This window comes from Hymenobacter sp. (genome assembly GCF_036388155.1).
Classification (GTDB): domain Bacteria; phylum Bacteroidota; class Bacteroidia; order Cytophagales; family Hymenobacteraceae; genus Hymenobacter.
Genome location: NZ_DASVSI010000129.1, coordinates 48,961 through 69,721 on the forward strand (window position 1 = coordinate 48,961; position 20,761 = coordinate 69,721).

The window sequence follows — 20,761 nt, forward strand, 5'->3', positions numbered from 1 at the left end:
CCAAGTGTATACGTCTCAGAACCGTGCCAAGTAATTCGACGCACCGTCAATTGCCCTTGGTTTACACCCGCCAAAAGCAAGAGACCAGGGTTGCAATGTTATTTTTTTGAAGCAGCGATGATTTAGTATGAATATTATTTTATCTAAATCTATTATTCCATACTTTAGTGCACTTCCAAGCCCCTCACGGTGCGGAAGCATTCATCCTTCTTTCACTTCATAAACCATCCTGTTCCTCTGCGCTCCATGAAACAACACCTTTACCTTCTATTGGCTGCTGCTGGCCTTTTCCTCTCCACTGTCAGCAACGCCCGCACCACCCACAAGCCTACCCCGCCCACCGAAACCCCAGCCGCTGCCGAGCGCAAAACCGCTGCGGCCGAACGCCGGGCCGCCGCCGCTACCAAAGCGGCCTCGCGCAAGACCTCAGCATTCAGCCTGACCCGCAAGTCATCGCTCAAGACGCACCGCACCGCGTACCGGGGCCTGGCACCCAGCAAGAGCTTTACCACGCCGCAGCAGCTGCGCTGGCAACTGCACCAGAACCAAAACCACCTCAAGCAGCGGGCGCGGCAGGAAGCCCGGGCGCGCCGGGCGCGGTGCATCCGCCAAATGAACTAAGCCAAACACCAACCCTTCAAAAACTGTCTTTCAACGAAAAAAGCCCCTTACCTATCCGGCAAGGGGCTTTTTTATATTCGCAACGGGTGAATTAGGCCGTTACCTGAGCTTCGAGTTTCTGAGCCAGCACGTGCTTGGGCACGGCGCCTACTTGCTTGTCAACGATTTGACCGTTCTTGAAAACCAGCAGCGTGGGGATGCTGCGGATGCCGAACTTCATCGAGGTCTGGGGGTTGGCGTCAACGTCAACTTTGCCCACTACCACTTTGCCTTCGTATTCACCGGCCAATTCTTCCACTACGGGGCCTACCATGCGGCAGGGGCCGCACCATTCGGCCCAGAAATCGACTAATACAGGCTTGTCGCCGGCGATGATTTCGTCAAAGTTGGCGTCGGTTATTTCAATTGCTTTGTGTCCCATTTCAGTTTGGGTTGGGGTTAATGATGGTCTGGCGTGTACGGCCAACGGGGTCGCAAGGTAGCAGATTGGTTGCTTAACATCGTCTGCGAGGTAAAGTTCAGCCCCTTCGTAGCCCACCCGTCTCCGCCGCCAGCCAATGGCCCAATTGGCTATCCGAAAGCCCACAAAACCACGTTGGACGCCGACAGTGACTAGATGAGGGTGCAGACTTCCATCTCCATCTCGTGCATCTTTTCGATGAAAGTTTTGGGCTCAATCTGGAAGCGCCGCGAGAACATGTCCACGGCCAGGTGCTCGTGCGGCTCCACGAACTGAATCTCGAGGCGCTTGCTGCCCGGGGCGTGGTCGATGGCGTCCTGCAGGCGGTCGAGCATAGGGCCGGTCACGGTGCGCAGGTCGAGGCGCACGCGCACGCCCTTGCTGCGCTTCTCGGCCACGTCGGCCAGGGGCTCCATCGTGAGGATGCGCAGGTCCCATTGGTCCTGGGTGTGGCGGCGCAGCTCCTGCTTGAGCTTCACGTACATGGGGGGCACCTGCTCGTTGGGGTAGTTGCGCGGGTTGATGAGGGGCGCAAACTTGGTATAGTCGTCGCGGAATAGCGCTGGGCTGATGCTCGTCTCGTAGTCCTCCAGGGTGAAGGTGCAGAAGGGCTGGCCAGTTTTGGTGGTCTTGAACAACACGTTGGTGATGAGGCCCGCCACGGCAATTTCCTTGTTCTTAATTTCCTCAACCTTGTCCAAGCCGCAGGTGCAGTAGGCGTCCAGCTCCAGCTTGTAGCTGTCGAGCGGGTGGCCCGAGAGGTAGAAGCCCACCACTTCTTTTTCGCGGCGCAACTGCTCGGTTTTGCTCCAGGGCTCCATCTCGTGCATCTTGGGCAGCGGCGCGGCCACGGCTCCAAAGGCGCCCGCCCCAAACAAGCTGTGCTGAGCCGACTCCTTTGCAGCGGCGTGCTGCTGGCCCATTCTCATGGCCTTCTCGATGAGGTTCTGGTCACCGGAAGGCGCGTCGAGATACAAGCGCCGGTGCTTGCCAAAGCCGTCGAAAGCGCCGGCCTGGGCCAGACTTTCGAAAGTTTTCTTGTTCACGGTGCGCAGGTTCACGCGCTTGGCAAAGTCGAAAATGTCGGTGTACTCGCCGCTTTTCTCTCGCTCCTGCACCATGCTTTCCACCGCGAGTTCGCCCGCCCCTTTCACGGCGCCCATGCCGAAACGGATGGCACCCTCCTGGTTCACGTTGAACTTCAGCAAGCTTTCGTTTACGTCGGGCCCGAGCACGGGCACGCCCTGCTTGCGGGCCTCCTCAATGAAGAAGGTCACCTTCTTGATGTCGCCCATGTTGTTGGTGAGCACCGCGGCCATATACTCGGCGGGGTAGTTCGCCTTCAGGTAACCGGTCTGGTAGGCCACCACGGAGTAGGCGGCCGAGTGCGAGCGGTTGAAGCCGTACTCGGCAAATTTCTCCATCACGTCGAAGACTTCGTTGGCCTTCTTGGCTGGGATGCCGTGGATGGTTTTGGCGCCTTCGATGAACTTCTCGCGCTCCAAGGCCATCTTTTTCATGTCCTTCTTGCCCATGGCGCGGCGCAGCAAGTCGGCGCCGCCCAGGGAGTAGCCGGCCAGAATCTGGGCCGTCTGCATAATCTGCTCCTGGTACACCATGATGCCCTGGCTGTACTCCAGAATGGGCTTAAGCAGCTCGTGCGGGTACACCACTTCCTCGCGGCCGTGCTTGCGGTTGATGAAGTTCGGGATAAACTGCATCGGGCCCGGCCGGTATAGGGCGTTCATGGCAATCAAGTCCTCAATATTCGTCGGCTTCAAGTCCTTCAAATACTGGCGCATGCCTTCCGATTCAAACTGGAAGGTGCCGATGGTGTCGCCGCGCTGGTAGAGGGCGTAGGTCTTTTCGTCGTCGAGCGGAATTTCGTCAATGTCGATTTTCACGCCGTGGTTGCGCTCAATCAGGTTCATGGCGTCCACAATGACGGTCAGGGTTTTGAGGCCCAGAAAGTCCATCTTCAGCATGCCCGCAGATTCAATCACCTTGCCGTCGAACTGCGTAATGAGCAGGTCCGAGTCCTTGGAGGTCGAAACCGGGATGTACTTCGTGATGTCGTCGGGCGCGATGATGACGCCCGCCGCGTGAATGCCGGTGTTGCGCACCGAGCCTTCCAGCTGCGTGGCGAGGCGCAGAATCTGGCCCTTGAGGTTGTCCGGCGAGTCGTCGCGCCGAATCATGTCGAGCTCCTGGTTTTCGGCGAAGGCGCCGGCTAGCGTGGTACCCGGTTTTTCGGGCACCATCTTGGTGAGGTCGTTGGTCTGCGGCAGGGGCAGCTCCATGGCCCGCGCCACGTCCTTGATGCTGGACTTGGCGGCCATGGTGCCGAAGGTGATAATCTGGGCCACCTGCGTCTTGCCGTATTTCCCCACCACGTAGTCGATGACTTTCTGACGGTTCACGTCGTCAAAGTCAATGTCAATATCAGGCATCGACACACGCTCAGGATTGAGGAAACGCTCAAACAGCAACGAGTACTTAATCGGGTCGATGTTGGTGATACCTACGCAGTAGGCCACCGCCGAACCAGCGGCCGAGCCCCGGCCCGGGCCCACGGCCACGCCGATGTTGCGGCCGTGGTTGATGAAGTCCTGGGTGATGAGGAAGTAGCCCGCGAAACCCATCGTCTGAATGATGCGCAACTCATAATCAAGCCGTTCCTCGATTTCGGGCGTGCGCTCAGAGTAGCGTGGCGGCTTGGTCATCGTCACGGTGCCGGTGCCGGCGCTCGGCCCGAAGGCGCCCACGTAGGTTAGCTCGCGCAGAAACTCGTCGGCGTTGGCGAAGGGCGCGGGAATAGGGAAGTTGGGCAGCAGAATGTCGCGCTGCAGCTTGGGCGGCGTGATTTTGTCGACAATCTCGTTGGTGTTGTCCACGCTCTCCGGCACGTCGTGGAACAGCTTGTTCATCTGTTCCTGGGTCTTGAAGAAGAACTGGTCGTTGGCGAAGCCGAAGCGGGTGTGCGGCTTGGGCTTCTGCAGTTCCTCGTCGATGCGGCGGAGCTGGCGCTGGGCTTTTTCGTCGCGGGAATGGTCGCGGCGCAGGTTGTCGAGCAGGTCGTACTTCACCTCGCCCTTGCCCGTCATCAGGGTGTAGTAGTTGGTGCGCATGTCGCCCACCGGGATGCTGTGCTCCTCGCCCGTGTTCACGCACAGCAGCAAGTCGTGGGCCGCGTAGTCGTCCTGGTTGACGTAGTGCGAGTCGTTGGTGCAGATGACCTTGACGTTGTACTTCCTGGCGAAGCCGAGCAGAATTTGGTTCACGTCCTCCTGGCTCTTGCCGGTGCCGTCGAAGTTCATCAGCCCGTGGCGCTGAATTTCGATGTAGTAGTCCTCGCCGAACAAGTCCAGCCACCACTTCAGCTTTTCCTCGGCCTGGGCCTCGGTGCCGAATAAAATGGTTTGCGGAATCTCGGCGCCGATGCAGCACGACGTCGCAATCAGGCCCTCGTGGTACTTCACCAGCAGTTCCTTGTCGATGCGCGGAAACTTCGAGTACACGCCCTCGATGAAGCTCATCGAGCAGAGCTTGCTCAGGTTGTGATAGCCGGCCTGGTCCTTGGCCAGTAGCAACTGGTGGTGGCGCACGTCCCTCTCCCCTTTTTCCCGGCTGAAGGCTTTCTTAAACCGGTCCTCCACCAAGTAAAACTCGCAGCCCACGATGGGCTTCACGTTGTATTTATTGGCCTCGGCCACGAAGTTGAACGCGCCGAACATGTTGCCGTGGTCGGTGAGGGCGACGGCGGGCATGCCATCGGCCTGCGCCTTCTTCATCAGGGCCGAAATGCTGGCTTGGCCGTCGAGCAGCGAATACTGGGTGTGGCAGTGGAGGTGCGAGAAAACGGGCATAAGGAAGGGCGTTGAAAACGGGCTAATCGTAAAGATACCCCCGGCCGGCGGGCATTCCCAAACCCCAAATCCCTGCTGCCTGATTCCCTGAGCGCTGCGTTTTTTCAGCAAGCGACGCCCCTGCTTCGTCGTAATTCCGGCTTCGAGACAAACCGACCGCGCCCCCGGCTTCGCAGCGCCGACCTGCTCCAAACGGAGTAAATCAGCGCCGCGTGGCCGGGGGCGCGGTCGTGGAAAAAGAGCCGCTATTTCGCAGCTTGCCTTACTTGCAGCACTTCGCCCAGCTTTGCGGTCTGGTCGAGTTTGCCGTTCCAAGCCTGCAAGTCCGCCACGGTCACCTTGTAGAGGCGGGCGATGCTGTACAGCGTTTCGCCCTTCGCCACGGTGTGGCGGATGGTGGTGCCGGCGGCATCGGCTGCGGCTGGCGCGGGCACTGCAGGTATGTAGACCGGAGCCGCCGCAGCAGGCGCAGGCTGCGCCCAGCCCTTCGCCTCCAGTTGCAACACCTGGCCCACCAGCAGATTGGCCGGCGGCGTCAGGTTGTTGATGGCCATGAGCGTGGCCGGCGGAATCTGGTAAAGCCGGCTAATGGAATACACGGTTTCCTTGGGCGCAACGCGGTGCGTCTTGGCACCGGTGGCGGCCGTGGTGGTTGGCACAGCAGCTGGGGCGGAGGCCGGAACTGGGGCCGGTGCCGAAGCGACCGGAGCAGGCAGCGGCACAGTTGTCACTGTAGGCGTGGGCTCTGGCGCGGCCACTGGCGCATGCTGGGCTACGGCAGGCTCCGCTGCCAGCGCTGGTTCGGATGCAGGCTCAGGCGCGGGCTCATTGCGGGGTTCATCGGCCAGCGGAGCGGGCGCTGGGGCAGCGGCTGGCGGAGGCAAAGCCGCCGTTTGCGGGGCTGGAGCAGCAGGCCGCTCTGTCGCGGGTGCGGGACTCGGCGTGGTTCCAGCAACCGGCGTGGCCGCAGGTGCAGGCTGAGGCGCTGGCGTTGCTACCGGCGCAGGCGCAGCGGGCGCTACAGCGGGAGTGGCGGCCGCCATGGTAGCGGTAGCCAGGGCCTCGCCCCAGCCCTCTTCCACCGAACCCGATTTGGCCACTGCCGCCCCGCCGGACGAGGACCGGCTGGGCGGCACAGATTCGAGAGCGACGCTTTCGGTCAGGGTGCGGTACTCCACGGCCACGTCACGGGGCCTGGTGTGCTGCAGCCACAGCAGGCGGCCGGGGCGCAGCTCATCCACCCGAGACAAGCGGTTCTTATTCCGGACGGCCTTTTGGCGCATGCCGTATTTCTGGGCCACATCAAAAATGGTTTCGCTGGGTTGCACTACGTGGTATTCCACGGCGCCCACGTCGCGCTTGCTTTCTAAGTAGTACGGGCGCCCCACTACGGCTGCGTCGAAGGCCGTGAGCTCGTTATGCTTCAGAAACTCGCCCAAGCGCTTGCCGCCACGCCGGGCCAGGTCGGCGGTGGTTTCGCCGGGCAGGGCAATGATGGCGCGCAGGTCGTTGAGGCGCACCTCGGCCGAGTTGGCGGCCACGGCGGGCATGGTGATGAGCTGCGGGCTGCTTTGCAGGCGCTGGTTGGCCAAGATGCCGGTGGCCTGGGTCACGTCGCCCACGGGCACAATCAGCGTGTAGGGTTTGTCGGTGGGCACGGTAGCGGCCAGCAGCCAGCGGTTGTGCATGGCCAGGTTGGCGGGCTCAGCGTGTACAAGGCGGGCCTGAGACTCGAGGGTTTGGCCGGGTTGGGCGGGAAACTCCTGCAGGCGCAAGGGCGGCTTGGGGTTGAGGCCGCAGGCCGGCTCGAAGGCCAGCTTTTGGGCCAGGAACATCAGTACGTAGGGCGAAGTGGCCTCCGTGATGGTCATTTCGCGGGCGTCGAAATCGGTGGGCAGCGTGTAGGGCTTCACGCCGGTCAGGCCGAGGTTGTAGCTGAGCAGGGCATTGAGCCAGTTGTGCAGGCTGGCGTTGTTGCGAGCCAGGTAACGGGCTGCGGCGCGAGTGCTGGCGGTGAGGTGCTTGCGCTCATCCACTTGGTCATTCACCACTAGGCCCAGGTCGGAAGCGGCTTCGCGCTTGAGCTGCCAGTAGCCTACAGCCTCGTGCACGCTTTGCGCATCGCCAAGCAGGGCGCTTTCCTGCAGCACGAGGTAGCGAAAATCCAGTGGCACGCCTTCCTCCTTCAGCACCCTGTCGATGATGGGAAAAGCGGCGTCGGCGAGGTTCACACGGGCCTGGAACGAGGGTTGGTGGCGCCGCAAGCCGTCAGCTTTCTGTTGCACCAGCCGCCGGGCAGCGTCGTCGAGCACCACGTGCACACCGGCAACATCGAACGCGGCCGGCACAACCAGCGCAGAGACCGAAGTCGCCGACTGGCCCGCCGCTGGGCGCGCAAAGGCCACGCCCATCATCAAAAGCACTACAATCAAATTTCGCATAAGCCAAGCGGGCGGAAGAGGGCCACCGCGGCCTTTTTCCGCCCGGAAGCTGCAAAGAACCTGATTTTTGCGCAAATAGCGCTAGCATGGTTTATCAAACCTGCGTCATGCTGAGCGCAGCCGAAGCGTCTCTCCCGCCATACTAAATCAGATTAGTGACGCAAAAGAGATGCTTCGCCGCGCTCTGCATGACGTCCTTTCGTCATGTTTACAGGCTTAAGGCCGGTCGCCTCCACCACCCGGGCGGCCACCGCCGTCTGGGCGGCCAAAGCCACGCTCACCCCGGCCTTCGCCACGGCCCTCGCCGGCGGGCGCCACCACGTTGCCGCTGCGGATGTTGTAGGTGAACATCAGCATGAAGTAGCGCTGCAGAATGGTGGTTTGCACGTCCTCGTAATACGCCTCGGTCACGTTGCGCTGCACGGCGCGGTTCTGGCCCAGCAAGTCGAAGGCGTACACCCGAATTTCGCCGCGCTGGCCGGGAAATATTTTCTTACCAATGCTGGCGTTCCACAGCGCATAGGGCTGGTTGTAGCCGCTGGAAAGGCCGGCGTAGGCCTGGTGCACAAGGTCGGTTTGGATGTTGATGCCGGGGCCCACAATCCAACCCACCCGCAGGCGCGTCACTTGGGAGAAATAGTCGGTGTTGCGGTTGGCCTGCAAGGTGTTGCGCACGTAGTTTTTGTTCGACGTGGTGGAGGCCGTGAAGTCCAGGTTGGGGCTGATGTTAGAGCTGAGCGTGAGGCCCGCCCCGAACGAGGGCACGCGGGCGTAGTTCAGGCCGCCGTTCACTAGGCCGGGCGTCTGGGTGTAGTTAGCGTTCAGGCTCAGGTTCACGTTGGTTTTAATGGCCGTGATGGGCCGGCCGTAGCTCACCAGCGAGCGCACGTTGTACTGCTGGCTGAGGTTGGTGGGCTGGGTGAGCTGGCCGCCGGCGGGGAGGCGCACACTGGGAGCGCCTTCGGGCGTCACCAGCGTGTCGCGTATGGCCACCTGGGTACGGTTGGAAATGGGGTCCTGGGTGTAGGCGCCGGAGAGCACGGCGAAAAAGTTGCTCGACTTTTCGGGGTTGGAAGCCGTGTAGCGGAAGTTCACCGAATGCTGGAACTCCTGACGCAGCGTGGGGTTGCCGATGGTGAGTTGCAAGGGGTTGGAGTTGTTCACCACGGCTTGCAACTGGTTCACGCTGGGCGGATTGGTGTTGGTGCGGTAGTTGAAGCGCAGGTTTTTCTGGCGCGTAAAGCGGTAGTTGACATTGGCGTTGGGCAGCAGGTTCACGAAGGTGTAGCGCCCCACGCTGGGCCGCGGGTACTGGGCGTCGCTGTACAGCTCCGAATGTTGCCCCGACAGGCCCACGCTGGCTTGGTACTTGGGCGTGACGTGCCGGTAGGTGAGCCCGCCCGACTGCGTGAGGTAGTAGTTCTCGAACACGTTGCTCAGCCCTTCGTTCAGCTGCCGAAAATCGCCGCTCAGCACATCGAAGGTGTATTTCTCCGAATTGTTCGGCGCGTAGTTGATGGCGTAGTTGCCCTGCAGCACGTCCTGCCTGCTCAGGGCTTCGGTCAGCGACAAGTTGGCGTTCAGGTTGCCGCCGTTTTGATTGAGCGTGCTGGCCTGGCTCAGGGTGTTCAGGGCCGAGCCCGTGTCGTTGGTGCGCAGGTTGGTGTTAGCCTCGCGCTGGCTGTAGGAACCGCCAATGCTCAGGCTGGCCGTGCGGCCGGGCTTGGGGAAGCGGTGGCGCAGCAGCAGGTCGCCGCCGGTGTTCATGCCTTCGTTGTCGGAGTTGTAGCGGCTGTTGATGTTGCTCTGCTCCTCGCCGCCGCGGCGCGTCACGCCCAGCACCTGGCTGGCGGCGTCGTTCTGCTGGTAGCTGAAGCGCGGCCGAAAAAGGATGGACGTGGCCGAATCAATCTTGTGCTCCAGGCGCATGTTGAAGCGCTGGTTGGTGTTGAGGCTGGTGGTGTTGGCGTTTTGGGTGTAGGTGGTGCTGGCTTGCTGGGGCAGCACGTACTGGCGCTCGGTGCTGCTGTTCAGCGCGTTGTTGGCGCGGTTGAAAAAGTAGCTGGCCGAGAGGTCGGTTTTCTTTCGCCAGGAATTGGAGTAGTTCAGGCCCGCCGCGTTGGTCGTGGTGATGCCGCCGTTCTGGTTCACGAGGAAGTCGCCGGCGTTGCCGCCGTTGCCGCCGTTGCCCTGGCCCCGGCCTCCCCCGCCCCGGCCGTTGCCGCCTTGGTTGGAGTTGCCCACCACACCCAGCAGGTCTTCGGTGCCGAAGTTCTGCTCGTTCACGTTGTTGGACTGCGCCAGCACCGAAATGCGCTGGTCGCCCTTGAAGGTATTGATGTTGCCACTGGCGCGGTAGCGTTTGTCGCCGGCCCCGGCCACCACGCGCCCAAACGTGCCGTTGCGAAACTCCACCTTCGTTACGATGTTGATGGTTTTGGTGGTGTTGCCGTCGTCGAAGCCCGAAAAGCGGCTTTGCTCGCTGCGCTGGTCGAATACTTCCACCTTGTCCACCATTTCGGCGGGCAGGTTCTTGAGCACGGCGTCCGGGTCATTGCCGAAAAACTCCTTGCCATCCACCAGCACCCGCTGCACGGCTTCGCCCTGGGCCTGCACCTTGCCGTCGGTGCCTACGCTCACGCCGGGCATCTTCGTCACCAGGTCCTGGGCGTTGGCGTCGGGGTTGGTTTTGAAGGCGCGGGCGTTGAACTGCGTGGTGTCGCCTTTCTGCACCGATTGGGCCGCCTGGCCCGTCACCACCACGCCTTTCAATTGAATGCCGCCGGTTTGCAGCGCCAACGCGCCCAACTGCACCGGAATGCCGGCCACCGTCACGGGCTGGCGCAGCTTCTGGTAGCCCACAAAGGAAGCATCGAGCACGTAGCGGCCGGCTGCCACGTTGTCGAACTGGAACCGGCCTTCGGCGTCGGCCGCGGCCCCGGTTCTCACCGAGTCGGGCAAGCGAATGAGCAGTACGTTGGCGCCAATCAGCGGCGACTGGTCTTTGCCGTCGGTCACGCGGCCGCTCACCGTGGTGGGCGCCGGGGTTTGGGCTTGCACCGCGCCCAGGCCCATCCACAAGAAAACCAACAGAGTAAAGTGCCGCATGAAACTGGGTAGCGTGATGAAAGTAGGTCAGACGGGGTTCGCCTGCGCAGGGTTTACTGAGCAGTCAATCGATTGTATCCGCGGCTACTTTTTACGCAGCAGCAGCAGCCCATCGCGCAGGGGCAAAAACACCGGTTCCACCCGCGCATCCTGAGCCATTTGGTCGTTGAAAGCCCGGACCAGCGGCGTGTCCTTGTCGCCGGTTTTCACCGCGTGGGTGGGCAGCACCTTGCCGCTCCACAACACGTTGTCGACGACGAGCAACCCGCCGGGCCGCACCTGCTCAATGACTGCTTCAAAATAAGCGCCGTTGCTGCGCTTGTCGGCGTCAATAAAGACCAAATCCCATACTTCACCGACCAATTCCGGCAAAACGTCGAGGGCCGCCCCAATGTGCAGCCGCACCCGCCCGGTGAGGCCCGCCGCGGCCACGTACCGCCGAATGCGTGCCTCCTTTTCCGGGTCTATCTCAATGGTGTGCAGCAGGCCGTTATCGGCGAGTCCTTCGGCCAGACACAGGGTGGCGTACCCGCAAAAGGTGCCGATTTCCAGGATGCGTTGCGGGCGCACCAAGTGGCTCAGCAGGCTCAGCAGGCGCCCTTGCAGGTGGCCGCTGCTCATGCGGGGCAGCAACGTTTGCAGGTGCGTTTCGCGGGTGAGTTGCGCCAGCAGCGGCGGCTCCGGGGCGGTGTGCAGCTCGGCGTAAGCTTGGATGGAGTCAAGCATATCGGTGGTTAAGCTTTCCCGCAGAGGGCGCGGAAGGATGCGCAGAACGTTCAGCGACTTCTGCGCATCCTTCCGCGCCCTCGGCGGGCGAAAAATTCAAGAACACGGCCTTAGCCGAAACACGTACACCTGAAAGCCAGACTTCCCCGGCCCGTAGCTGGAGACCACCACTTGGTAGAGTCCCTCGTAGCGGTACACGTCGGGTCCGTTGTCCTCAGCCGGCACTTTGCGCAGCACCCGCACCGGCAAGCCCGTTTCGATGCTCTTCAGCAAACTCAGGATGCCGGTGGTAGCAACTTGGTCGCTGATTTGGTGGCCGGTTTTGGGGTCCCGTCCGCCGTTGCCTGAGTACAGGATTTCATCTTCGCCAAATTCGTCCTCCTCGTACTGGCCCGCCAGCACAATGCTTTCGGCGCCTAGCTGCTGCGTGCCGCACACGCCGGCCCGGCGCGGCCGGTGCACGCCTGTCAGGGCCAAGTCGATGCGGTTGCGGAAGGTATCGCCGGGCCGGTAGGTGCCCACGTGGCCGAAGATGGGCATGGAGAATTAGCTATGCTATAGTGTAACGTCAAATCGGCCTTGACTGATGCGAAGTGTATCGCCGCTGATGCTGTGCAAGGTTCCTTCAAACGTGCCAGCTATGATGTTTTGCTTGGCGTTAAAATGCGTGATAGTTAGGCGTGCCGGTTGGGCGGCAACACTCATATAAATACGATTTTTTTCATCAGTCCCAAGACGAGTTAGCTGCAGATAATTGGCGTCGGCAGTTGGCATGAATGAGGCGTCCAAAGGACTGCGGCGGCCGAGGTAATAAGTGCCTAGTCCATGAAAATTGGTGAGGGCAATAGTGAGCCACTCGGTGTTGTTCGGAGCTGGCAAACCCAAGTTTGCGTCTAGTCCTAGCGGGCCATTGAGTCGGGCGTGGACATCTATTCCATCCGTACCACCTTGGTCATTGCGGCCAGTTAAGCGGTTCTGGCGGTTTTTACCGTTCGCAGCATACCCTATTGTGCCAGTTCCGAGTTGAGTAGCAGCCGGTAAGGGCAAGGCATCACGAACGAGGTTGGCCGAATCAGCGCTGGCTTGCAAGCGGCCCAGATAGTGTTCGAATTTGCGTTGCTGGGCCACTTGCTCGTAGCGGCTGCTAATGAGGGTACGACCGTAAGGGTCAAGCACGGTCCACGTGGAGTCTAGCTTGTACGGGCCCACGGGTGTCACCCACTCTAAGAGTTGGGTTACGGGCCTCACGATGACGGCAGTGCCGTTAATATCAGATTCAGATTGCCACCGGATACGCTGGTAGCGCACAACAGCACTTCCTCGTCGCAGCAGCGGACTTCCAATTCCGGATTCAAAACCTTCTTTGGTGACGTTGAAATCCAGAAAAAAACTGTAGAGAAAAAACAGCCCGTACCAAAGCATCAGCAGCGGCAGGGCTGCCAGCACCCACTGTACTCGCGGAATCCACCGCAAAAGTGCTCCTAAGGCGGAATTCGTCGTGCGAGTAGCGAAATAGCCCGCACCGCTGAAAGCCAGCAGCCAAGCGGTGCTGTGCACCAAACTTCTGTGGGCAACGACCCGAAAATCAAGCTGGGGCAAGCAGGTAAGCAATGTCAGCGCCAAGCAGGCTACCCACAGCCAGGCTCCCATTGCCAGCACCAAGGCCCGTACTTTTAACATGTTGGTCAGTCAAAATGAAGTATGAGAGGGCTCTGCAAAGCAATGCGCTACCAGTCAGCCACACTCACGTCGTCTTCCCTTCCGGCACGTACTGCAACACGCTTAGATGCTCCTCAGTCAGCACTTCGTTGGCCATTTCCTGCAGCTCAGCGGCTGAGACGCGCTCAATCTTCTGGAAGATTTCGCTCAGGGGTTCTACGCGGCCCAAATCAAGGGTGCTTTTGCCGAGCAGCTGCATCAGGCCGCTGTTGCTTTCCTCGCTCATGGCCAGCTGGCCCATCAGTTGGTGCTTGGCGGTGTGCAACTGGTTAGTAGTCAAGGGCTTTTCGCGCAGCAGCTTCAGCTCTTTCTGCACCAGGCCCAGCGTGCGCTTCACCTGCTTGCCCTCGGTGCCGAAATAGATGCCGAACAGGCCCGTGTCGGTGTAGGGCGAATACGTGCTGTCGATGGTGTACACGAGGCCGTACTTTTCCCGCACGGCCAAGTTGAGGCGCGAATTCATGCCGGGGCCGCCCAAGATGTTGTTCAGCATGAAGAAGGGGATGCGGCGCGGGTCGTTCAGTGAGTAAGCCGGGCCGCCCACCAGGCAGTGCGCCTGCGAAATGGGCCGGGTTTCCACTTGGTTTTTGCGCTCGTAGCCGCCCACCGGACGGCGCACCCGGGGGCCGAGTTTAGCGGGCAGCGGGGCCAGGAATTTGTCGGCCAGCCGCTTCACCTCCGCAAATGACAAGTTGCTCACAGAGCTGAACACCAGCCGGTCGGTGCGCATCTGCTCCTGCAAAAAGGCGTGGAAGTCGGCCGTTTGGAAGCGGCTCACGCTCTCGCGGGTGCCGAGGATATTCACACCCAGGGGGTGGTCGCCGAACACGACGGTGTCGAAATCGTCGATGATGGCGTCCTCCGGCGCATCCTGGTACATGCTCATTTCCTCCAGAATCACGCCTCGCTCCTTTTCCACCTCGCGGCCCGGAAAAACAGAGTTGAAGGTGAGGTCCGTGAGCAGTTCAAACGCCCGCTCGAAGTGCGTGCTGAGCAACGCTGCGTAGAAGCAAATTTTCTCCTTGGTGGTATAGGCGTTCAGCTCGCCGCCCACGGTTTCGAGGCGGTTGAGGATGTGAAAAGACTTACGTTTTTTGGTGCCTTTAAAGGCCATGTGCTCCCAGAAGTGGGCCAAGCCTTGCTGATGCGGCGCTTCGTCGCGCGAGCCGATGTCCAATAAAAAGCCGCAATGGGCAATTTTAGTGTGCAGTACCTGCTTGTGTAAGAGGCGGATGCCGTTAGGGTATTCGTGAATGTGATAGTCGAGCATAAGGCTGCAAAGGTACGGCTTCGCTTAGCGGTTAATGGTTAGTGCTTAGTGATTAATGGTTATCGGTTAGTAGTTTGAACCGGCGCGTATTAATCATTAACCACTAACCACTAATCATTGATTCGAGCAGTTGTCCTACCTCAATGCTATGCGCGCACCGGAAGTGCCCGAGCGGGCAAGCTCCGTGCCCGTGCAGGCCGCAGGGCTTGCAAGCCAGCTTCTCTTTAGTCTCGACGACGAAAGAAATCGGGCTCAGCGGCCCAAAACCAAACGCGGGCACCGTGCTGCAGAACACCGCCGTCACGGGCGCGTCAACGGCCGAACACAGGTGCATCGGGGCTGAGTCGTTCACGTAGTTCATCACCGCGCCCCGCATGAGCGCCGCCGAGGCCAACAAGCCCAACTTGCCGGATAAGTTCTCCACCCCCGCCCGGCCGCTAGCGGCGGCCAACCGCTCACAGGCGGCCACATCAGGCGGGCCACCCAGCAGCAGCACCCGCAAGCCGGAAGGCAAGGCGGCAAGCAGTTCCAGCCACTTTTCCTCGGGGTACTGCTTGGTGAACCACACCGAGGTGGGCGCCACGCATACGTAGGGCCCGGCCGCATACGCCGCGGCAGTGGCTTCATCGGCGGCCGAGGGATAAAGCCGGGGCTTTGACGCTGCCCTTAATGAAGAATGAGCAATGAAGAATGAGGAATTGGAGGCGTCAGTCAATTCCTCATTCTTCATTCCTAATTCCTCATTAAGCAACCGCAGGTTGCGTTCCACCTCGTGGGTGCCGTCGCCAATGGCATGCGGCACTCGGCGCGTGAAAAACCCACTCAATGGGTTCTTGGAGAACCCAACCCGCTCCGGCGCTCGCGAAAAAGCCGTGAGAAAGCCGGTGCTGGCAAAGCGCTGCAGCGTCACCACGCGTCCGTAATGGGCAGCCCGAATCTGGCGCAGCAGGTCCCACAGGGCGGCGTATTTGCGGTGCTTTTTGTCCCAAATCAGCACGTGGCGCACGTGCGGGTGGCCCGCCACCAGGCTTTCGTTGCCCCGCCGCACCAATACGTCCACGGGCGTGGCCGGCTCGGTGTGGTGCAGGTACTCCAGCAGCGCCGTCATCAGAATCACGTCGCCGATGAAAGCGGTTTGGATGAGCAACGTGGCGGGCGGAACAGTGGGCATGGCAGAGCGCAAAAGTACGCCCGGGGCCTGCTCAACCAATAAGCAACGGGGCCGCCGCCGTGCGCATCGGCACACGGCGGCGGCCCCAAAGGCACTCCTTGGCGCGGCTTAGGTGAGCTGCGCCGGGCGGCTAATGACTTCTTCCAAGGAAATGAGCGTCTCGGTGCGCTCGATGCCGTCGATGGGTTGGATTCGGTCGTGCAGCACGTCGCGCAGGTGTTGGGTATCGCGGCATACCAGGCGGGCAAATACCCCGTAGGCCCCGGTGGTGAAATGAATGCTGACCACTTCGGGAATCTCACGCAGCTGATTTACCACGCTGGTGTACACCGAGCTTTTCAGGAGATAGATGCCCAGAAAAGCATTTACACCGTAGCCCAGTTTCTGGTAATCGATGCGCAACGTTGCGCCCTGCACAATGCCAATCTCCTCGAGGCGGGCCATGCGGACGTGCACGGTGCCCCCCGAGACGTTGACTTTGCGGGCAATTTCGGTGTACGGCATTTTAGCATCTTGAATGAGTAGATTCAGGATGTTCCGGTCGGTGTCATCAAGTTCGTAATTACGAGCCATGTTTTGCAGAAAAGGATTAAAAACAATACAAAATTAGGTGGCAAAAATTAGAGATTTTGCAAATTTTGAGTTAAAACAATCGATTATTTGCATCATCTCAGTTACCTTCTTACATTTGTCACAATCCAAAGGCAGAAGGCCGCGGCGTAAAGTAGTAGGTTAAATGGGCTCATCGGCGTTGGGCAACTAGCGCTTTTCAAGCTGATTCCTTAATGAAATGATAATGTCATTTCGCTACGGCCGTGGTTGGATACGGAGGAGAAGAGGGGAAAACGGGAAGCGCATCTGGGTGGGTGCGCTCCTCACATTTGTGAGAGGCGGCCTCTGGGTGGGGGCCGCCTCTTCGTGTTTTAAATCGTTTGCGGGCATAATTCATTCGCACTGCGAAGCAACTCAATCGATTGACTAGCGGGTAGCCATAGGAGCCCGCCGGCTGTTGAACTGCTTGGTACCGGCCTTCAAGAACGCGCTGAACTGCGCAACATCGGGCTCATAGGCCAAAGGTTGCACCAACGGTTGGTTGGTGGCGTCGTTGGGGTCGAGCAACACGTAATACGGCTGGGCGTTGAACCCGTAACGAGTCACCTGCAGGTCGGCGTTTTGCTTGCCCAGGGTGCTTTTCACTTGCTTGTCGCGCGGCGAGGTGTACCATTCGCTTTGCGGCAGTTCGGTTTTGTCATCCACATAGAGGGCCACCACCACGTAGTCGTTGCGGAGTTGCTCGAGCACCTGCGGGTCGCTCCACACCGTGGCTTCCATTTTCCGGCAATTGACGCAGGCGTGGCCCGTGAAATCGATGAAGACGGGCTTGTTCTGCTGGCGGGCCACCCGCTTGGCCTGCTCCAGGTCGAAATACCCGTCGAGGTTGTGGGGCAGCTCCAGAAACTCGCCGAAGCGGGGTGCTTCGCGGCCAACGCTGCTACCGGCAGTGACCACAGCGGCGGCATTATTACCGGTAGCCAACGAAAAATCGCGCTTGGTCTGGGGCGGCAGGTAGCCGGCCAGCAGCGGCAACGGAGCGCCAAACAGGCCCGGCACCAAATACACAGTGAAGGCAAAGGCCAGCACCGCCATCAGCAAGCGGCCCACGCTGAGATGGTCGAGCGGGGAGTCGTGCGAGAGGCGAAACTTACCCAGCAGGTAGAACCCCAGCAGCGCCGACAGCACAATCCACAACACGATGTACACGTCGCGGTCGAGCAGCTGCCAGTGGTAGGCCAAATCGGCGGTACTCAGGAATTTGAGGGCCAGCATCAGCTCCACGAAGCCCAGCACTACTTTCACGGTGTTCAGCCAGCCGCCCGAGCGGGGCAGGCTTTTCAGCCAGGAGGGGAAAATGGCAAACAACGTAAACGGCAGCGCAAACGCCAGCGAAAAGCCCAGCATGCCCACGATGGGCGTGATGCGCTCGCCGCGAGCGGCCATACTTATGATGCTGCCCACGATAGGTGCAGTGCATGAAAACGACACCACTACTAGCGTGAGAGCCATAAAAAAAATACCGAGCCAACCGCCTTTGTCAGCTTGGGCATCCACAGTGTTTACGATGTTATGCGGCAACGTGATTTCAAACAGCCCCAGAAATGAGAGTCCAAAAACCACAAAGACTGCGAAGAAAATAACGTTCGGTAGCCAGTGAGTACTTATTAAGGTAGGACCATCATCGCCAAGGATAGCGGAAACAAGGACACCCACCAACACATAAATGCCAATGATGCTGGCCCCGTACACTAGTGCCTTAAAAATGCCCCGCTGCCGGCTATCGTTTCCGCTGGTAAAGAGCGAAACTGTCATGGGCACCATTGGGAACACGCAAGGGGTGAACAAGGCAGCCAATCCCAGGGTGAATGCCAGAAACGCGAAGCTCCACAAGCCGCCGGCTGCGCCTACCGGGTCCTGCAAGGTAGCCGCCGAGGCAGCCGGTGCCGCAACGGTCTCAGCGCTCTGAGCCGCGGGTGCTACAGGCTTGGTGGCCGGGGCAGGCACCGCCGCAAGGTTTTTGGCCGAATCAGTGGGAGCCAATGCTTGGGAGGCGGCCTGGGTGGTTGGGGCCGTTGGCGCCACGGCGGCTACATCAGGGGTTTTGGCGGGAGCCGCGGTCGGCGCTACGGCGCGGGTGGCTTTGGCGGGAGCCGCCGCGGCGCCGGTCACGGCGAGCGGGCCAAAGCTCAGGGTTTCGTTGCCGGGCACGCAGCGGCCGTCCACGGTGGTGCAGCTTTGGTAGTCGGCTTCGCCGGTGATGGTGAGCGGGCCGGGCTGCAGCACTTTGATTCGCTGGCGCATCTGGCCGGTTTTTTCCCAAAAAGCTACTTCGCCTTTGAAAACTTCGTCCTGCTCGTGGTGGGACTTGATGGATTGCAGCTTGCCCACCAGCGCGTAGGCGGGGCTGGGCTTGAACTTCATGGTGAACACCACGGGCCCCACTTCGTCGCTGAAATCAGAGGCATATAGGTGCCACTTGTCGTCGATGCGGGCGTTGATTATCAAGTCTACCTCTTCACCTACCTTGGCGCTGGGCTGGCTCAAGGTGGCGCTCAGGTGGGTGGGCGTGAGAATCTGCGCCGTAGCGGGCACAAAAGCCCACAGCCAGAGCAGCAATACCTTAACTACCAAAAATTTCTTCATAATGGCAAACCAGAGGACCGGTGTTTGTTGTTACCTCTTCGCAATGGGAAAAGGCTCTTGCTGTGGAATGCGTTCCCGCCAGTGTCCTGGCATAAAGACTCGCTCTGCGGTTTATTTACCGGTCTTTCTTCTACAAAATAAGGTTGTCCGTACCACAAACTAGTGGCCGGAAAGTTCAGCGGCCCAACCAGCCGCACTAATCTCCGTACTTTTGAGCAACTAAGGCTCCCAGACCGACCGCGTCGCGGGGGCCGCCATCATGGGTTTAAAAATATTATTCACCGTTTTACTGGTTCTGGTAAACGGATTTTTTGTGGCCGCCGAATTCGCGCTGGTCAAGGTGCGGCTCTCCCAGATTGAGCTGCGGGCCAAGGAAGGCAACCGCCTGGCCAAGCTCACCCTCAGCATTTTGCAGGATTTAGAAGCCTACCTCTCGGCTTCGCAGCTGGGCATTACGCTGGCGTCGCTGGGGCTGGGTTGGATAGGCGAAAGCGTGGTGGCGTCCATCATTCTGGCCGCTGTGCACGCCCTGAACCTGGACGTGACGCCCGAGCTGGCCCACCAGATTGCGCTGCCGGTGTCGTTTGCTACCATCACGGTGCTGCACATCGTCATTGGCGAGCAGGCCCCCAAAATGCTGGCCATCCAACGGCCCGAGGCGCTGAGTATTGCCATTGCGCTACCGTTGCGCCTGTTTTACATCGTCAGCTACCCGTTTATCTGGGTGCTAAATAAGCTCTCGGGCATGACCCTGCGCTTATTTGGCGTCGACTCGATGCACGGTCAGGAGGCCCACACCTCCGACGAGCTGCGCATTTTGCTGGACCAAAGCAAGGAGAGCGGCGAGATTCAGGACTCGGAGCACGAGCTGATTGAGAATGTGTTCCAGTTCAACGACCGGATGGTGAAGCAGATTATGGTGCCCCGCACCAAGCTGTCGGCCCTGGACCTGAACGCGCCCGCCGAGCAGATTCTCGACGTGGTGTTCAGCGAAGGCTTTTCGCGCATGCCGGTGTACGAGGGCAACATCGACAACATCGTGGGCGTGCTCAACGTGAAGGACTTGCTGCCCATCATCCGCCGCCAGGAGCCCGTGGAGCTGGCCCGCATCATGCGCCCGCCCTACTTCGTGCCCGAAACCAAGAAAATCAACCGCCTGCTGCGGCAGTTTCAGCGCAAGCACATTGTGATGGCCATCGTGAGCGACGAGTTTGGCGGCGTGTCCGGCATCGTCACCATCGAGGACATCATGGAAGAGCTGGTGGGTGAAATCCAGGACGAGTACGACAACGAAGTGCCCGTGGTGGAAAAAGTGGCCGAAGACGAGTACCGCGTGAACCCCGCCACCCCCATCTCCGACGCCAACGAGTACCTCCCTTTCCCGCTGCCCGAGGGCGAAGACTACGAAACCGTGGGCGGCCTGCTCAACGTCATCTACGGCAGCATCCCGGAAGTGGGCGACGTGGCCGTGCTCGACCCCTACGAATTCCGGGTGCTGCAACGCTCGCGCCGCGCCGTGGAGTTGGTGCAGCTCCGCGTGACCACCCCCGCCGAGCGCGCCGAGCCCCGCGGCGACCTGGGCGACGAGCTGTAATTACTTGGTGGGGTCGAGGGCGGGGGCTTCGGGTTTAAGCCGAAGCTGAAAAAAGCGCGGGTGAAACCGACCGTTAAAGGGCTTCAGGTGGCCGGTCAGGATGCGGACGACATCGAATAGAGCGATGAGGAGCGATGTGACGATAGCACTAGCACCCACGATGTTGACCAAAATCGCCAGGACGAAGCCACCGGCTAAGGCTCCGCTAGCCATGGCAGCCCCCACCAACAGCAGGGCCGCTCCGGCCAGCGTCATAAGCAAAATACCTGACGCTGAGCCGGGCTCGCGCAGGTAAAACAGGTGAGCCCCCAAAACACCAAACACCAAGGCCAGCAAGATTGCCAATGCTTTGCTGCGGTACGGCACGGGCAACTCCGAGTGTTGCCGGGGAGCGGCACGCTGGCCACCGGCTGAACTGGTGGCCGCGCCGCGCTGTAAGGAGGCTACTGCTCCGCCAGGCACTCGCTTCATAGTCGCAATCGGCACCCTCTTACTCTTCTTTTGGCGAATGAGGACCACCTGGCCAGCACGCGCACCGCGAAAACGCCTTGGTTGCGGAAGCAGTTGCGCGAGGTGTGGTTGCCGAC

14 protein-coding genes are annotated in these 20,761 nt (G+C 60.3%); 2 read left to right on the forward strand and 12 right to left on the reverse strand.

Translation table 11 applies throughout. From position 1 onward, the window contains the following. Positions 1-246 precede the first annotated feature (246 nt). A complete protein-coding gene (locus VF629_RS18055; protein ID WP_331059896.1) occupies positions 247-621 on the forward strand; it encodes a hypothetical protein in 375 nt (124 codons plus the stop codon). A gap of 91 nt (positions 622-712) precedes the next feature. Here VF629_RS18055 and trxA read toward each other — a convergent pair whose 3' ends face one another. From trxA to VF629_RS18110, 11 genes are all read right to left on the reverse strand, one after another. Next, positions 713-1,042 carry a thioredoxin gene (gene trxA, locus VF629_RS18060; RefSeq protein WP_068192441.1) on the reverse strand — a complete coding sequence of 110 codons (330 nt, stop codon included), beginning with the start codon at positions 1,040-1,042 and terminating at the stop codon, positions 713-715. A 191-nt stretch (positions 1,043-1,233) separates the two neighbouring features. Further along, a complete protein-coding gene (gene dnaE / locus VF629_RS18065; protein WP_331059897.1) occupies positions 1,234-4,947 on the reverse strand; it encodes a DNA polymerase III subunit alpha in 3,714 nt (1,237 codons plus the stop codon). A 245-nt stretch (positions 4,948-5,192) separates the two neighbouring features. Further along, positions 5,193-7,388 carry a LysM peptidoglycan-binding domain-containing protein gene (locus tag VF629_RS18070; RefSeq protein ID WP_331059898.1) on the reverse strand — a complete coding sequence of 732 codons (2,196 nt, stop codon included), beginning with the start codon at positions 7,386-7,388 and terminating at the stop codon, positions 5,193-5,195. Positions 7,389-7,604: 216 nt separating this feature from the next. After that, positions 7,605-10,496, reverse strand: coding sequence for an outer membrane beta-barrel protein (locus tag VF629_RS18075; RefSeq protein WP_331059899.1), 2,892 nt, complete (start codon positions 10,494-10,496; stop codon positions 7,605-7,607). An 84-nt stretch (positions 10,497-10,580) separates the two neighbouring features. Next, complete coding sequence (locus VF629_RS18080; protein ID WP_331059900.1) at positions 10,581-11,222, reverse strand: O-methyltransferase; 642 nt, start codon at positions 11,220-11,222, stop codon at positions 10,581-10,583. A gap of 96 nt (positions 11,223-11,318) precedes the next feature. Next, entirely contained in the window at positions 11,319-11,762 is a 444-nt protein-coding gene (locus tag VF629_RS18085) for a YDG/SRA domain-containing protein (RefSeq protein ID WP_331059901.1), read from the reverse strand. A 15-nt stretch (positions 11,763-11,777) separates the two neighbouring features. Next, positions 11,778-12,902 (reverse strand): hypothetical protein, encoded by a 1,125-nt coding sequence (locus VF629_RS18090; protein WP_331059902.1) that lies wholly within the window; start codon positions 12,900-12,902, stop codon positions 11,778-11,780. A 64-nt stretch (positions 12,903-12,966) separates the two neighbouring features. After that, positions 12,967-14,211: a pitrilysin family protein gene (locus VF629_RS18095; protein WP_331059903.1), complete on the reverse strand. Its 1,245-nt coding sequence runs from the start codon at positions 14,209-14,211 to the stop codon at positions 12,967-12,969. 103 nt (positions 14,212-14,314) lie between these two features. After that, positions 14,315-15,382: a glycosyltransferase family 9 protein gene (locus VF629_RS18100; protein ID WP_331059904.1), complete on the reverse strand. Its 1,068-nt coding sequence runs from the start codon at positions 15,380-15,382 to the stop codon at positions 14,315-14,317. 108 nt (positions 15,383-15,490) lie between these two features. Next, positions 15,491-15,955, reverse strand: a complete 465-nt coding sequence (locus VF629_RS18105) for an Lrp/AsnC ligand binding domain-containing protein (RefSeq protein WP_331059905.1) — start codon at positions 15,953-15,955, stop codon at positions 15,491-15,493. A 405-nt stretch (positions 15,956-16,360) separates the two neighbouring features. After that, positions 16,361-18,580 carry a protein-disulfide reductase DsbD family protein gene (locus VF629_RS18110; protein WP_331059906.1) on the reverse strand — a complete coding sequence of 740 codons (2,220 nt, stop codon included), beginning with the start codon at positions 18,578-18,580 and terminating at the stop codon, positions 16,361-16,363. A 259-nt stretch (positions 18,581-18,839) separates the two neighbouring features. Between VF629_RS18110 and VF629_RS18115 the strand changes: the two genes are divergently transcribed. After that, on the forward strand, positions 18,840-20,174 hold the full coding sequence (locus tag VF629_RS18115) for a hemolysin family protein (protein WP_331059907.1): 1,335 nt from the start codon (positions 18,840-18,842) through the stop codon (positions 20,172-20,174). Here the strand turns inward: VF629_RS18115 and VF629_RS18120 are convergent, their stop codons facing one another. Continuing rightward, complete coding sequence (locus VF629_RS18120) at positions 20,175-20,645, reverse strand: NINE protein (protein ID WP_331059908.1); 471 nt, start codon at positions 20,643-20,645, stop codon at positions 20,175-20,177. Positions 20,646-20,761: the final 116 nt, after the last annotated feature.